We start from the raw sequence: 14,711 nt of genomic DNA, 5'->3' as shown, positions 1-14,711 counted from the left end.
GGCAAGTTGCTGTGGCGGTTAGAGGTTGTTAATATAGTGTGCTTAGTAATGTGTAGCCGTTTGGTGAAGCGTTGGGCATGATGATTTGAACAAGTTTTATTAATTCTAATAAAACTTATGGTTAATAAAATATTGTAAAGGACTGAAGCAATGGCAAAAGGTAAATTTGAGCGGACCAAGCCGCACGTTAACGTAGGCACGATTGGCCACGTTGACCATGGTAAGACAACACTAACAGCAGCGATCACCACTGTATTGACAAAAAAATACGGCGGCGAAGCTAAAGCGTACGACCAAATTGACGCAGCACCAGAAGAAAAAGCACGTGGTATTACCATTAACACAGCACACGTTGAGTACGAAACAGCAACACGTCACTACGCACACGTAGACTGCCCAGGCCATGCTGACTATGTTAAAAACATGATCACAGGCGCAGCACAAATGGACGGCGCGATCTTGGTATGTTCAGCAGCTGACGGCCCTATGCCACAAACGCGTGAGCATATCTTGTTAGCACGTCAAGTTGGCGTACCATACATCGTAGTGTTCCTAAACAAAGCAGACATGGTAGATGATCCTGAATTGTTAGAACTCGTTGAAATGGAAGTGCGTGACTTGCTAAGCAAATACGACTTCCCAGGCGACGACACACCAATCATCAAAGGCTCAGCAAAACTAGCCCTTGAAGGTGACCAATCAGAAATCGGCGAACCAGCAATCTTCCGCTTAGCAGAAGCATTAGACAGCTACATCCCAATGCCAGAGCGCGCAATCGACGGCACATTCCTAATGCCAGTAGAAGACGTATTCTCTATCTCAGGCCGTGGTACTGTGGTAACAGGTCGTATCGAGCGCGGTATCGTTAAAGTTGGTGACGAGATCGAAATCGTAGGTATCAAAGACACACTAAAAACAACATGTACAGGCGTGGAAATGTTCCGCAAATTGCTAGACCAAGGTCAAGCAGGCGACAACGTAGGCGTATTGCTACGTGGTACAAAACGTGAAGAAGTTGAACGTGGCCAAGTATTGGCAAAAGCTGGTTCTATCAAACCACACACAAAATTCACAGCAGAAATCTACGTGTTGGGTAAAGATGAAGGTGGTCGTCACACACCATTCTTCCAAGGTTACCGTCCACAATTCTACTTCCGTACCACAGACGTTACTGGTGCAGTTGAATTGCCAGAAGGTACAGAAATGGTAATGCCAGGCGACAACGTATCAATCACAGTAACATTGATTGCCCCAATCGCGATGGAAGAAGGCTTACGCTTCGCTATCCGTGAAGGTGGTCGTACTGTTGGTGCTGGTGTGGTAGCTAAGATTATCGAGTAAGATAGTTATCTAAGAGCTGTGCAAACAACCCTGCGCAGTTCTTATTGAAAAGTTTTAAGTACAGGCCAATAGCTCAATTGGTAGAGTATCGGTCTCCAAAACCGAGGGTTGGGGGTTCGAGACCCTCTTGGCCTGCCAGATTTATAGTATGGATTTATTAATCTGATGAATAACTAGAAATATTAATATTTCTAGTTATTCGCGTTAGTAAGACCTGAAGTTATTTTAGTCACCATTAAGTAAGTTCTTAAATTAAGACAATTATGCTCAATAAAATTAAGTTGCTATTGGCTATTCTGTTGCTAGTAGCAGGGATTGCTGGTTTTTACCTTTTGGCAGATAAGCCTACTGTAGTGCGTATATTGGCTGTGCTTGCAGGTTTGGCAGCTTCTGTTGCTGTTCTATGGACTACCCCTATCGGGCAGCAATCGTTTAGTTTTATTGGTGAAGCTGTTGCTGAGTCACGTAAGGTGGTTTGGCCAACACGTAAGGAAACAATACAAACTACTTTGGTAGTATTTGCATTGGTGGTTGTAATGGCTGCATTTCTAGCGGTGGTTGATATCGGATTTGCTTTTATGGTTAAGTGGTTACTAGGACGGGGCGCGTAATGAGTATGAAATGGTACGCGGTGCAAGCTTTTTCAGGTTTTGAAAAGTCAGTGCAAAAAGGTATTGAAGAGCGCGTTGTGCGTTCTGGTCTGCAAGATCAGTTTGGTCAGATTTTGGTCCCTATCGAAGAGGTGATTGAGATGAAGGCCGGCCAAAAGACTATTTCTGAGCGCAAGCTTTACCCAGGTTATGTGTTGGTGCAGATGAATATGACCGACGACACGTGGCACTTGGTGAAAAGCACGCCGCGCGTAACGGCATTTATTGGTGGTAGTGCACAAAAGCCAACACCAATTAAAGATAAAGAAGTCGATATTATCTTACAGCGTATCGATGATAGTAAAAGTAATCCTACACAAAAACTTACGTTTGAAAAAGGTGAGTCTGTTCGTATTACAGACGGTCCATTCAAAGACTTCTCTGGTAATGTTGAAGAGATTAATTACGAGAAAAGCAAATTGCGTGTTTCAGTGGTTATTTTTGGACGCTCTACACCAGTTGAGTTGGAGTTTAGTCAGGTAGAAAAAGAAGTTTAGTAGTAAGTAGTCGTTTTTATTAACGGGGAGCTTTGATTTGGTTTGAGGCGTTAGTACCCAAATTAGGAGTAATAGCATGGCAAAGAAAGTTATTGGCTATATCAAGCTGCAGATTCCTGCAGGTAAAGCTAATCCAAGTCCACCAGTAGGTCCAGCATTGGGTCAACGTGGTTTGAATATTATGGAATTCTGTAAAGCGTTTAACGCTGCAACACAAGGTGTTGAGCCAGGATTACCTATTCCAGTAGTAATTACTGCATTTGCTGATAAGAGCTTCACATTCGTGATGAAATCTCCTCCAGCAACTATTTTGATCAAAAAAGCAGCTGGTATTACTAAAGGCTCACCGCGTCCACATACTGATAAAGTTGGCAAAATCACTCGTGCACAAGCTGAAGATATTGTGAAAACTAAACAAGCTGATTTGTCTGCTGCTGATATGGATGCTGCGGTTCGCACTATCGCTGGTAGCGCACGTAGTATGGGTATTGAAGTGGAGGGTGTATAACATGGCTAAAAGAATTAACGCACTACGCGCAAAAGTAGACCGTAATAAGTTGTACCCTGTAACTGAAGGTCTAACTTTAGTTAAAGAAAACGCAACTGCAAAATTTAACGAATCTGTGGATGCAGTGATCAATTTAGGTATTGATGCACGTAAATCTGACCAACTAGTACGTGGTGCTATTGTGTTGCCTAACGGTACAGGTAAAACTACACGTGTTGCTGTGTTCGCACAAGGCGCACAAGCTGAAGCTGCTAAAGCTGCTGGTGCAGACATCGTTGGTTTTGAAGACTTGGCTGAGCAAGTTAAAGCTGGTGTGATGGACTTTGATGTTGTGATCGCTACACCTGATGCAATGCGTATCGTTGGTGCTTTAGGTCAAGTGTTAGGCCCACGTGGTTTGATGCCAAACCCAAAAGTGGGTACTGTGACTCCTGATGCTGCTACTGCAGTTAAAAATGCTAAAGCTGGTCAAGTGCAATACCGTACAGACAAAGGTGGTATTGTTCATTGCACAATCGGCCGTGCTTCTTTCACAGTTGAACAATTGCAAGGTAACTTGGCTGCATTAGTTGATGCTTTAAACAAAGCTAAACCAGCTGCAAGTAAAGGTGTTTACCTGAAAAAATTATCTGTATCTAGTACGATGGGTGCAGGTGTGCGTGTTGATCAAGCAAGTTTAGTTGCTTAATTAGAATAATGAGTGGGGTAATTTTCACCTCACTCATATAGTGCTTTGGGCTCATTATCGGCTAACTAAGGTTGTGCAGATATGAGGTTATCAAAGACCGTAGGTGTCGTTTCGATTTAATGTGATTTTTATGCAGGTCTTAAAACTTTGGTTTTAATGGTTGTAATAAATATCATGCCTACGCAGATGGCGCATCCCTAAAACAGGTTAATTCCTGATAAAAGGTCGCCGTAAAAGTGGTTTTTATAATATTAATTATAAGAGCTGATTCTGCTTTAGAAATAAAGCGGAGATTTTAACGGAAGGAGAAAGACCTTGAGTCTAAATCTTACAGAGAAAAAAGCGGTTGTTGCTGAAGTAAGTGCGCAAGTTGCACAAGCACAAGCGATTGTTCTTGCTGAGTACCGTGGTATGGGCGTAGCCAATATGACGGTATTGCGTGCAGATGCCAGAAAATCAGGCGTGTACTTACGCGTGTTGAAAAACACGTTGGTACGTCGTGCGGTTGAAGGTACACCATTTGCAGCATTAGCAAACGAAATGGTTGGTCCGTTGGTGTTCGGCATTTCTGCTGATCCAGTAGCGGCAGCTAAAGTGCTGAACAATTTTGCTAAAACTAACGACAAGTTCGTTATTAAAGCAGGTGCGGTGCCAAATCAATTGATGGATGTTGCTGGTGTTCAGGCGTTGGCATCTACATTAAGTCGTGAAGAGTTACTTGCTAAATTTGCGCGTACGCTTAACGAAGTGCCTACTAAGTTTGCTCGTGCGATCGCGGCTATCCGTGACGCTAAAGAAGCAGCTTAATTCATCAGATCGCTTATTTAAAGCAACATTATTTTATTTTAGGAAATATTCAAATGGCAATTTCAAATGCAGATATTTTAGAAGCAGTTGGTTCAATGTCAGTTTTAGACTTGACAGCTTTTATTAAAGAAATCGAAGAAAAATTTGGCGTATCAGCTGCAGCAGTTGCAGTAGCGTCAGCAGCAGGTGGTGCAGCTCCAGCTGCAGCAGCTGAGCAAACTGAGTTCAACGTTGTGCTTTTAGGCGCTGGTGAACAAAAAGTTGCTGTAATTAAAGCGGTTCGTGAATTGACAGGTTTAGGCTTGAAAGAAGCTAAAGACTTAGTTGACGGCGCACCTAAAGCAATTAAAGAAGGCGTTTCAAAAGCTGATGCTGATGCAGCGTTGAAAAAATTGATCGAAGCTGGTGCAACTGGCGAAATCAAATAATACATCTTTAAGTGTATAAATTAGGCTGACGGGAGACCGTCAGCCTTCGCCATTTGTAATGGTATGTGATGTAACAAAATGTAATTTGTCGTGTTAGTGCTGCAACAAGCCTTCAGTTCAACAGTAACTGAGGTTAGAGGTGAAAATACTTACGTAATGGATGTAGTGCAAAAAAGTATTTTAATTTCTGCCCTCAAAATATCTAGGAGATGCAATGAGCTATTCCTTCACCGAAAAGAAACGCCTTCGTAAAAGTTTTGCCAAGCGAGAAAGCGTTCAAGAAATTCCCTATTTGCTGGCAATGCAATTAGAGTCATATGCTGCATTTTTGCAGTCTAATGTACCTGCTGATCAACGTACAGAATCAGGTCTGCAATCAACATTCAGTTCTGTTTTTCCGATCGTTAGTCATTCAGGTAACGCACGTTTAGATTACGTGAGCTATCAACTTGGTGCTGAGCCATTTGACGTTAAAGAATGTCAACAACGTGGTTTAACTTATGCTGCACCTTTGCGTGTGCGCGTACGTTTAACCATTATGGACAAAGAAGCTTCAAAACCGACGGTTAAAGAAGTGAAAGAACAAGAAGTGTACATGGGCGAGTTGCCTTTGATGACTGAAAATGGTTCGTTTGTGATTAACGGTACTGAGCGCGTGATCGTGTCTCAATTGCACCGTAGTCCAGGCGTGTTCTTTGAGCATGATCGTGGTAAAACACACAGCTCAGGTAAATTATTATTCTCAGCTCGTATTATTCCTTACCGTGGCTCATGGTTGGACTTTGAGTTTGATCCAAAAGATTACTTGTATTTCCGTATCGATCGTCGTCGTAAAATGCCAGTGACTATTTTGTTGAAAGCCCTTGGTTATACACCAGAGCAAATCATTTCAACATTCTATGATTTTGATACATTCCACATTAGTAAAACTGGTGTTGAATTTACAGTAGTGCCTGAGCGCTTACGTGGTGAAGTGGCTAAATTTGATATCGTTGCTAAAGACGGATCAGTCATTGTTGCTAAAGATAAGCGTATTACCGTTAAGCATATCCGTGATATGGAAAAAGCTGGCGTTAGCGAAATCGCAGTACCACAAGATTTCATTCTTGGACGCGCATTAGCAAACACAATCGTTGATCAAGAAACTGGCGAAGTTGTTGCCAACGCAAACGACGAAATCACTGAGTCTTTATTAGATAAGTTGGTTGATGCAAACATTCGTACAGTAAGCACATTGTATTCAAACGATTTGGATCATGGCGACTACATTTCACAAACATTGCGTATTGATGAAATCCCAGATCAATATAGTGCACGTGTTGCTATTTACCGCATGATGCGTCCTGGTGAGCCGCCAACTGAAGAGTCAGTTGAAGCGTTGTTCCAAGGCTTGTTCTTCAATGAAGATCGTTATGACTTATCACGTGTAGGTCGTATGAAGTTTAATCGTCGTGCCTTCCCTGAAAAAGCAGAAGAGCGTCAATCTAACTGGATTCGTAAGTTTTACGAGTCAGTGGGTCCTCAAGGTGACGAAGGTGCAAACATCCTATCCAATGATGACATCTTGGCAGTAATCGGTGTATTGCTAGAGTTGCGTAATGGCCGCGGCGAGATCGATGATATTGACCACTTAGGTAATCGTCGTATCCGTTCAGTGGGTGAGCTTGCAGAGAATCAATTCCGTACTGGTTTAGTTCGTGTAGAGCGCGCTGTTAAAGAGCGTCTATCACAAGCTGAGTCTGACAACTTGATGCCGCATGATTTGATTAATGCGAAGCCGGTGTCTAGTGCGATTCGTGAGTTCTTTGGCTCAAGCCAATTGTCACAATTTATGGACCAAACGAATCCTTTGTCTGAAATTACGCATAAACGCCGTATTTCAGCACTTGGCCCTGGTGGTTTGACACGTGAGCGCGCTGGCTTTGAGGTGCGAGATGTGCACTCAACTCACTATGGTCGTGTGTGTCCGATTGAAACGCCAGAGGGTCCAAACATTGGTTTGATCAACTCTTTAGCTTTATATGCACGTACCAATGAATATGGATTCTTAGAAACACCATATCGTCGTGTTGAAGCTAATAAAGTATCAGACACGATTGACTATCTATCTGCGATTGAAGAGAGTCAGTACATGATCGCGCAAGCGAACACTGATTTAGATACTAAGAACTTATTTGTGGATGACTTGATTTCATCACGTCATCACAACGAGTTTACAATGACACAACCAGAGCGCGTTCAATATATGGACGTTGCACCAGGTCAGATTGTATCTGTGGCGGCATCATTGATTCCATTCTTGGAACACGATGATGCGAACCGTGCATTGATGGGTGCAAACATGCAGCGTCAAGCAGTGCCATGTCTACGTGCTGAAAAAGCCGTGGTAGGTACAGGTATTGAGCGTACAGTGGCAGTTGACTCTGGTACTGTCGTAACTGCACGTCGTGGTGGTTTGGTTGATTATGTGGATTCTGCACGTATTGTGATTCGTGTAAACGATGAAGAAGCACAAGCTGGTGAAGTTGGTGTGGATATTTACAACTTAACTAAATACACGCGTTCTAACCAAAATACGAACATTAACCAACGTCCATTGGTAAAAGTCGGTGATAAATTATCACGCGGCGATGTGATTGCGGATGGTGCGTCAACAGATATGGGTGAGCTAGCGCTTGGCCAAAATATGTTGGTAGGCTTTATGCCATGGAACGGTTATAACTACGAAGACTCGATCTTAATTTCTGAGCGCGTAGTGGCTGATGATCGTTACACCTCTATTCATATTGAAGAGTTGTCAGTGGTTGCACGTGATACAAAACTTGGTGCAGAAGAAATCACACAAGATATTTCAAACTTGAGTGAGCGCATGTTAGCGCGTCTGGATGAAGTAGGTATCATTCATATTGGTGCTGAAGTTGAAGCTGGTGACGTATTGGTTGGTAAAGTAACGCCTAAAGGCGAAACACAACTAACACCAGAAGAAAAATTGTTACGTGCGATTTTCGGTGAAAAAGCATCTGATGTTAAAGATACTTCATTGCGCGTGCCTTCTGGCATGAGTGGTACCGTGATTGACGTACAAGTATTCACGCGCGAAGGTATTGACCGTGATGCACGTGCACAACAAATTATTGATGACCAATTAGCACACTACAAACAAGATTTGGCTGATCAGATGCGTATCGTGGAAGACGATGCATTCGGTCGTATCCGTCGCTTGATTGAAGGTAAAGTGGCTACTGGCGGTCCTAACAAACTGAAAAAAGGCGAAGCATTGACTGCTGAGTACTTAGAGTCTGTAGGTCGTTACGATTGGTTCGATATTCGTTTGTCAGATGAAGAAGCAGCACGTCAGTTAGAACAGTTGAAAGACAGCTTGTCACAAGCACGTATTGAGTTTGATAATCGCTTTGAAGAGAAAAAACGTAAATTGACGCAAGGTGACGAATTGCCACCAGGCGTACAAAAAATGGTTAAGGTTTACTTGGCTGTTAAACGTCGTATCCAACCAGGCGATAAGATGGCTGGTCGTCACGGTAACAAGGGTGTGATTTCAAAAATCTGTCCAGTAGAAGATATGCCGCATATGGCTGACGGTACCCCATTGGACATCGTGTTGAACCCACTAGGCGTTCCGTCACGTATGAACATCGGTCAGATTTTGGAAGTGCACTTAGGTTGGGCTGCTAAAGGTTTGGGTTTACGTATCGAAGAAATGTTACGTGAAGAAACCAAAGTAGCTGATATCCGTAAGTTCTTGGAAAAGATCTATAACGATAGCACTGGTAAGCATGAAGATATTAAATCTTTCACCGATGTTGAGATTTTAGATTTAGCGCAAAACCTTAAACAAGGTGTGCCATTTGCAACACCAGTGTTCGATGGCGCAGCTGAATCTGATATTAGAGCGATGCTTGATTTGGCGTTCCCAGATGATGATGCACGTACTAAACAATTGCAGTTCCATGCAGGTAAAACACAGGTGACCTTGTTTGACGGCCGTACTGGCGACAAATTTGAGCGTCCTGTGACTGTAGGTTATATGCACGTGTTGAAACTACATCACTTGGTTGATGACAAGATGCATGCTCGTTCTACAGGTCCATACTCATTAGTAACGCAACAACCATTAGGCGGTAAAGCGCAATTCGGTGGCCAGCGTTTCGGTGAGATGGAGGTTTGGGCGTTAGAGGCTTATGGTGCTTCATATACCTTGCAAGAGATGCTGACAGTGAAGTCTGATGACGTAACTGGCCGTACCAAAGTGTATGAAAACATCGTTAAAGGCGAACACAAAATTGATGCAGGCATGCCTGAGTCATTTAACGTGTTAGTGAAAGAAATTCGTTCACTCGCTATCGACATCGACCTAGATCGCAACTAATTCAGGAGAGAATTCACATGAAAGCTCTATTAGACTTATTTAAACAGGTAACGCAAGAAGAAGAGTTTGATGCAATTAAGATTGCGTTAGCTTCACCTGAAAAAATCCGTTCATGGTCATATGGCGAAGTAAAAAAGCCAGAAACCATTAACTACCGTACTTTCAAACCTGAGCGTGATGGTTTGTTCTGCGCAAAAATCTTTGGCCCTATCAAAGATTACGAGTGCTTATGCGGTAAATACAAACGCTTAAAACACCGTGGTGTGATTTGTGAAAAATGCGGCGTTGAAGTGACATTGTCAAAAGTACGTCGTGAGCGTATGGGTCATATCGACTTAGCATCACCAGTCGCACACATCTGGTTCTTGAAATCATTACCAAGCCGTTTAGGTATGGTATTGGATATCGCTTTGCGTGATATCGAGCGTGTATTGTACTTTGAAGCATTTATCGTGGTTGACCCAGGCATGACGCCGCTTACACGCGGTCAGTTGTTGACTGAAGATGACTACTTGGCAAAAGTAGAAGAGTACGGTGATGAATTCAACGCGGTGATGGGTGCTGAAGCGGTACGCGAATTGTTACGTACAATGGACATTGAGCGTGAAATTACAACGCTACGTCAAGACTTAGGCGCAACGGGTTCAGAAGCTAAAATCAAGAAAATCGCTAAACGCTTAAAAGTGTTAGAAGCGTTCCAAAAATCTGGCATTAAACCAGAGTGGATGATTCTTGAAATCTTGCCAGTATTGCCACCAGAGCTACGTCCATTGGTACCATTGGATGGCGGCCGTTTCGCAACGTCTGACTTGAACGATCTATATCGTCGCGTCATTAACCGTAACAACCGTTTGAAACGCTTGTTAGAGTTGAAAGCGCCAGAAATCATCGTACGTAACGAAAAACGTATGTTGCAAGAAGCAGTGGACTCATTATTAGACAACGGTCGTCGCGGTAAGGTGATGACTGGTGCTAACAAGCGCCCATTGAAATCATTAGCTGACATGATCAAGGGTAAAGGCGGTCGTTTCCGTCAAAACTTGCTTGGTAAGCGTGTCGACTATTCAGGTCGTTCAGTCATTGTGGTTGGTCCGCAATTGAAACTGCATCAATGCGGTTTACCGAAAAAAATGGCGTTGGAATTGTTCAAACCATTCATTTTCCATAAACTGGAAGTGTTAGGTCTAGCGACAACCATTAAAGCGGCGAAGAAAAAAGTAGAAGAAGAAGGACCAGAAGTATGGGATATCCTCGAGGACGTAATCCGCGAGCATCCAGTACTATTGAACCGTGCGCCTACATTGCACCGTTTGGGTATCCAAGCGTTCGAACCTATCTTAATCGAAGGTAAAGCGATCCAGTTACACCCGTTAGTTTGTGCGGCATTCAACGCCGACTTTGACGGTGACCAAATGGCGGTTCACGTTCCATTGAGCTTAGAAGCGCAAATGGAAGCACGTACCTTGATGTTGGCTTCAAACAACGTATTGTCACCAGCTAACGGTGAGCCAATCATCGTGCCTTCACAAGATATCGTGTTGGGTCTGTACTACATGACACGTGAGAAAGTTAACGCACGCGGTACTGGCATGCGCTTCTCAGACGTAAAAGAAGTGCAACGTGTGTTTGATCAAGGATTGATTGATCTACACGCTAAAGTGACTGTGCGTATTAAAGAATACGACGTTGATTTAGATGGTGTAAAAACCGAGAAAACAACACGTTACGAAACAACGGTGGGCCGTGCATTGCTGTCAGACATCTTACCAGCGGGCTTGCCGTTCAGCCACATTGATAAAGCCTTGAAGAAGAAAGAGCTTTCAAAACTAATCAATGCTTCGTTCCGTAAAGTTGGTATTCGTGAAACAGTTATCTTTGCTGACCAGTTGAAGAATACTGGTTACTCATATGCAACTAAAGCGGGTATCTCTATCAGCATTAACGATATGTTGGTGCCTGCAGAAAAAGAGCAGTTAATTGCTGCAGCTGATGCTGAAGTGAAAGAAATTGAAGACCAATACGTCTCTGGTTTAGTCACTCAGGGCGAGCGTTATAACAAGGTAGTGGATATCTGGGGTCGTGCTGGTGATAAAGTCGCTGATGCGATGATGAAGCAGCTGAAAGAAGAAGACGTATTAGATGCTGATGGCAATCAAATGAAAGATGCTAACGGTAAAGTAATCCGTCAAGAATCTTTCAATGCGATTTACATGATGGCCGACTCAGGTGCGCGTGGTTCTGCAGCGCAGGTACGTCAGTTGGCAGGTATGCGTGGCTTGATGGCGAAACCGGATGGTTCTATTATTGAAACGCCGATTAAAGCTAACTTCCGTGATGGTTTGAACGTGTTGCAATACTTTATTTCAACCCACGGTGCTCGTAAGGGTCTAGCCGATACTGCGTTGAAAACAGCGAACTCAGGTTACCTGACACGTCGTTTAGTGGACGTAACACAAGACTTAGTAGTCACTGAGCACGATTGCGGTACTAGCGACGGTTTGGTGACTAAAGCCTTGGTTAAGGGTGGTGAAGTGATCGAGCCATTGCACGACCGTATCTTGGGCCGTACAGCAGCTTTAGATGTGATCAATCCAGAAACACAAGAAGTGATTTACCCAGCGGGTACATTGCTGACAGAAGATGAAGTAGAGCATATCGACGCTTTAGGTATCGATGAAGTGAAAGTGCGTACTGCACTTACTTGCGACACGCGCTACGGCATTTGTGCTAAATGTTATGGTCGTGACTTAGGTCGTGGCAAGCTCATTAGCATGGGTGAGGCAGTGGGTGTAATCGCTGCGCAATCTATTGGTGAACCTGGTACACAGTTAACGATGCGTACGTTCCACATCGGTGGTGCGGTATCACGTGCGGCTTCAGTGTCACAAGTTGAAAGTAAATCTAACGGTGTATTAAACTTCACATCAACCATGCGTTACGTAACTAACGTACGTAATGAGCAAGTGGTGATTTCACGTAATGGTGAAGTGATTATTGCTGATGAAAATGGCCGTGAGCGTGAGCGTCATAAAGTGCCATACGGTGCTACTTTGCAAATTACTGATGGTAAAACTGTCAAAGCAGGTCAGGCAATTGCAACTTGGGATCCGCATACGCGTCCAATCATTACTGAGTACGCTGGTTTCGTTAAATTCGAAAACGTTGAAGAAGGTATCACCGTTGCTAAACAAATCGATGACGTAACTGGTTTGTCATCATTGGTGGTTATTGATCCTAAACAACGTGCTGGCCAAACTAAAGGCTTGCGTCCACAAGTTAAATTGTTAGATGCAAATGGCAATGAAGTGAAGCTTGCTGGTGGTGATCAATCAGTTAACGTAACGTTCCAAATCGGTTGTATTATTACCGTGAAAGATGGTCAAGAAGTGGGTGTGGGTGAAGTATTGGCTCGTGTACCACAAGAGTCATCTAAAACACGTGATATTACCGGTGGTCTGCCGCGTGTGGCTGAGTTGTTCGAAGCGCGTTCACCAAAAGATGCAGGTATGTTGGCTGAGGTAACGGGTACTGTTTCATTCGGTAAAGATACTAAAGGTAAACAACGTTTAGTGATTACTGATTTGGACGGTATTTCAAATGAATACTTGATTCCAAAAGATAAGCACGTGACTGCGCATGACGGTCAAGTGGTGACTAAAGGTGAAACAATTGTTGACGGCCCAGCTGATCCACAAGACATTTTACGTTTACAAGGTCGCGAATCTTTAGCGCGTTACATCATTGACGAAGTGCAAGACGTTTATCGTTTGCAAGGCGTTAAGATTAATGACAAACATATTGAAGTCATCGTACGTCAAATGTTGCGTCGTGTACGTGTAACGGATGCTGGTGATACAAGCTTCATTCTAGGTGAGCAAGTTGAACGTGCTGATTTGTTAGCAGAAAACGAAGTGGTGATTGCCCAAGACAAACGTCCTGCAATGTTTGAATATGTATTGCTTGGTATTACTAAAGCTTCATTATCAACAGACTCATTCATCTCAGCAGCGTCGTTCCAAGAAACAACGCGCGTACTGACAGAAGCAGCAATCTTAGGTAAGCGTGATGACTTGCGTGGTCTGAAAGAAAACGTAATTGTTGGTCGCTTGATTCCAGCAGGTACCGGTCTTGCATATCACGAAGCGCGTAAGCGTGCTGCGGTTGCTGGCGGAGTTCCAAGAAATGAAACTCCAGTAGTAGAAGCGGTTGCAGAAGCAGAAGAAGTGGTAGTAAATACAACAGTAGAAGTAAGTAGTGAGATAGATGCAGAATAGAACCAAATAATTAAGTCTTGACAATAAAAGTCAGGCTAAATAGAATGTTGGGTTTTTCAGGATGGTGTTATTGTCTATAACGCCATCCTAATCTATTTTGTAGATTTTGAAATTAATTTTAGAGAACATCATTAGAGGTTACAGGCAATGCCAACCATCAATCAGTTAGTACGTAAACCACGCGTTAAAGTGGTCACGAAGAGCAAAGTGCCTGCACTTGAAGCTTGTCCGCAGAAACGTGGTGTTTGCACTCGCGTTTACACTACAACACCTAAAAAGCCAAACTCAGCTTTGCGTAAAGTGGCTAAAGTTCGCTTAACCAATGGCTATGAAGTAATTAGCTATATCGGTGGTGAAGGCCATAACTTGCAAGAGCATAGCGTGGTATTGTTACGCGGTGGTCGTGTAAAAGACTTACCAGGTGTGCGTTACCATATGGTGCGCGGTAGCTTGGATACTGCAGGTGTTAAAGATCGTAAGCAATCACGTTCTAAATACGGTGCTAAGCGTCCTAAAGAAGCTAAAGCTAAGTAATATAAATTATAACCGGTCATCGGTTTTGTTAATGTAGCGGCTAACCAAAAGCCTTGCTGAGCAGTTGCTAGCAAAACATAAAAGAGAATAGAGAAGATTATGCCAAGACGTAGAGAAGTCCCCAAACGCCACATTCTGCCAGATCCAAAATTTGGTAGCCAAGAGGTGTCTAAATTTGTAAATGTACTAATGACAGGTGGTAAGAAATCTGTTGCTGAGCGTATTTTGTATGGTGCATTTGATCAAGTGACCAGCAAAACAAGCAAAGATGCTTTAGAAGTGTTTACGCTTGCGTTATCTAACCTACGCCCATTGGTTGAGGTTAAGAGTCGCCGTGTTGGTGGTGCAAACTACCAGGTGCCAGTAGAAGTGCGTCCTAGCCGTCGTAGCGCGTTGGCGATGCGTTGGTTGCGTGATGCAGCGCGTAAGCGTGGTGAGAAGTCAATGGGCTTGCGTTTAGCAGCCGAATTGGTTGAGGCTTCAGAGGGCCGTGGTTCAGCGATGAAGAAGCGTGAAGAAGTTCACCGTATGGCTGAAGCTAACAAAGCGTTCTCACATTTCCGCTTCTAATTAGTTATTTAACTAACAGAATCGCTC

The 14,711-nt window shown here is 43.5% G+C and carries 11 protein-coding genes and 1 tRNA gene; all 12 read left to right on the top strand.

Annotated elements, in window-relative coordinates:
- Positions 1 to 150: 150 nt before the first annotated feature.
- The 12 genes from tuf (at position 151) to rpsG (ending at position 14,684) form a co-directional block, all read left to right on the top strand.
- Positions 151 to 1,341 carry an elongation factor Tu gene (tuf, locus tag A391_RS0112770; protein ID WP_019899756.1) on the top strand — a complete coding sequence of 397 codons (1,191 nt, stop codon included), beginning with the start codon at positions 151 to 153 and terminating at the stop codon, positions 1,339 to 1,341.
- Between the two features lie 62 nt (positions 1,342 to 1,403).
- Positions 1,404 to 1,479: transfer RNA gene (locus A391_RS0112765), tRNA-Trp, on the top strand.
- A gap of 125 nt (positions 1,480 to 1,604) precedes the next feature.
- Entirely contained in the window at positions 1,605 to 1,952 is a 348-nt protein-coding gene (gene secE, locus A391_RS0112760; RefSeq protein ID WP_019899768.1) for a preprotein translocase subunit SecE, read from the top strand.
- Positions 1,952 to 2,488: a transcription termination/antitermination protein NusG gene (gene nusG, locus A391_RS0112755; RefSeq protein ID WP_019899767.1), complete on the top strand. Its 537-nt coding sequence runs from the start codon at positions 1,952 to 1,954 to the stop codon at positions 2,486 to 2,488. The genes secE and nusG overlap by 1 nt, the downstream gene beginning before the upstream one ends.
- 76 nt (positions 2,489 to 2,564) lie before the next feature.
- Positions 2,565 to 2,996: a 50S ribosomal protein L11 gene (gene rplK, locus A391_RS0112750; RefSeq protein WP_015831286.1), complete on the top strand. Its 432-nt coding sequence runs from the start codon at positions 2,565 to 2,567 to the stop codon at positions 2,994 to 2,996.
- Between the two features lies 1 nt (position 2,997).
- A complete protein-coding gene (gene rplA, locus A391_RS0112745) occupies positions 2,998 to 3,684 on the top strand; it encodes a 50S ribosomal protein L1 (RefSeq protein WP_019899766.1) in 687 nt (228 codons plus the stop codon).
- A gap of 315 nt (positions 3,685 to 3,999) precedes the next feature.
- Entirely contained in the window at positions 4,000 to 4,491 is a 492-nt protein-coding gene (gene rplJ / locus A391_RS0112740; RefSeq protein WP_019899765.1) for a 50S ribosomal protein L10, read from the top strand.
- Between the two features lie 53 nt (positions 4,492 to 4,544).
- Positions 4,545 to 4,919: a 50S ribosomal protein L7/L12 gene (gene rplL / locus A391_RS0112735; protein ID WP_019899764.1), complete on the top strand. Its 375-nt coding sequence runs from the start codon at positions 4,545 to 4,547 to the stop codon at positions 4,917 to 4,919.
- A gap of 214 nt (positions 4,920 to 5,133) precedes the next feature.
- Positions 5,134 to 9,306 carry a DNA-directed RNA polymerase subunit beta gene (gene rpoB, locus A391_RS0112730; RefSeq protein ID WP_019899763.1) on the top strand — a complete coding sequence of 1,391 codons (4,173 nt, stop codon included), beginning with the start codon at positions 5,134 to 5,136 and terminating at the stop codon, positions 9,304 to 9,306.
- A gap of 17 nt (positions 9,307 to 9,323) precedes the next feature.
- A complete protein-coding gene (gene rpoC, locus A391_RS0112725) occupies positions 9,324 to 13,580 on the top strand; it encodes a DNA-directed RNA polymerase subunit beta' (protein WP_019899762.1) in 4,257 nt (1,418 codons plus the stop codon).
- A 147-nt stretch (positions 13,581 to 13,727) separates the two neighbouring features.
- Positions 13,728 to 14,114: a 30S ribosomal protein S12 gene (gene rpsL, locus A391_RS0112720; protein ID WP_015831292.1), complete on the top strand. Its 387-nt coding sequence runs from the start codon at positions 13,728 to 13,730 to the stop codon at positions 14,112 to 14,114.
- A gap of 99 nt (positions 14,115 to 14,213) precedes the next feature.
- A complete protein-coding gene (rpsG, locus tag A391_RS0112715; RefSeq protein ID WP_019899759.1) occupies positions 14,214 to 14,684 on the top strand; it encodes a 30S ribosomal protein S7 in 471 nt (156 codons plus the stop codon).
- The last annotated feature ends 27 nt before the right edge of the window (positions 14,685 to 14,711 follow it).

The sequence above is a fragment of the Methylotenera mobilis 13 genome (assembly GCF_000384255.1).
In the GTDB taxonomy this organism is placed as follows: Bacteria; Pseudomonadota; Gammaproteobacteria; order Burkholderiales; family Methylophilaceae; genus Methylotenera; species Methylotenera mobilis_B.
This window is presented reverse-complemented; position numbering and strand designations above follow the sequence as displayed.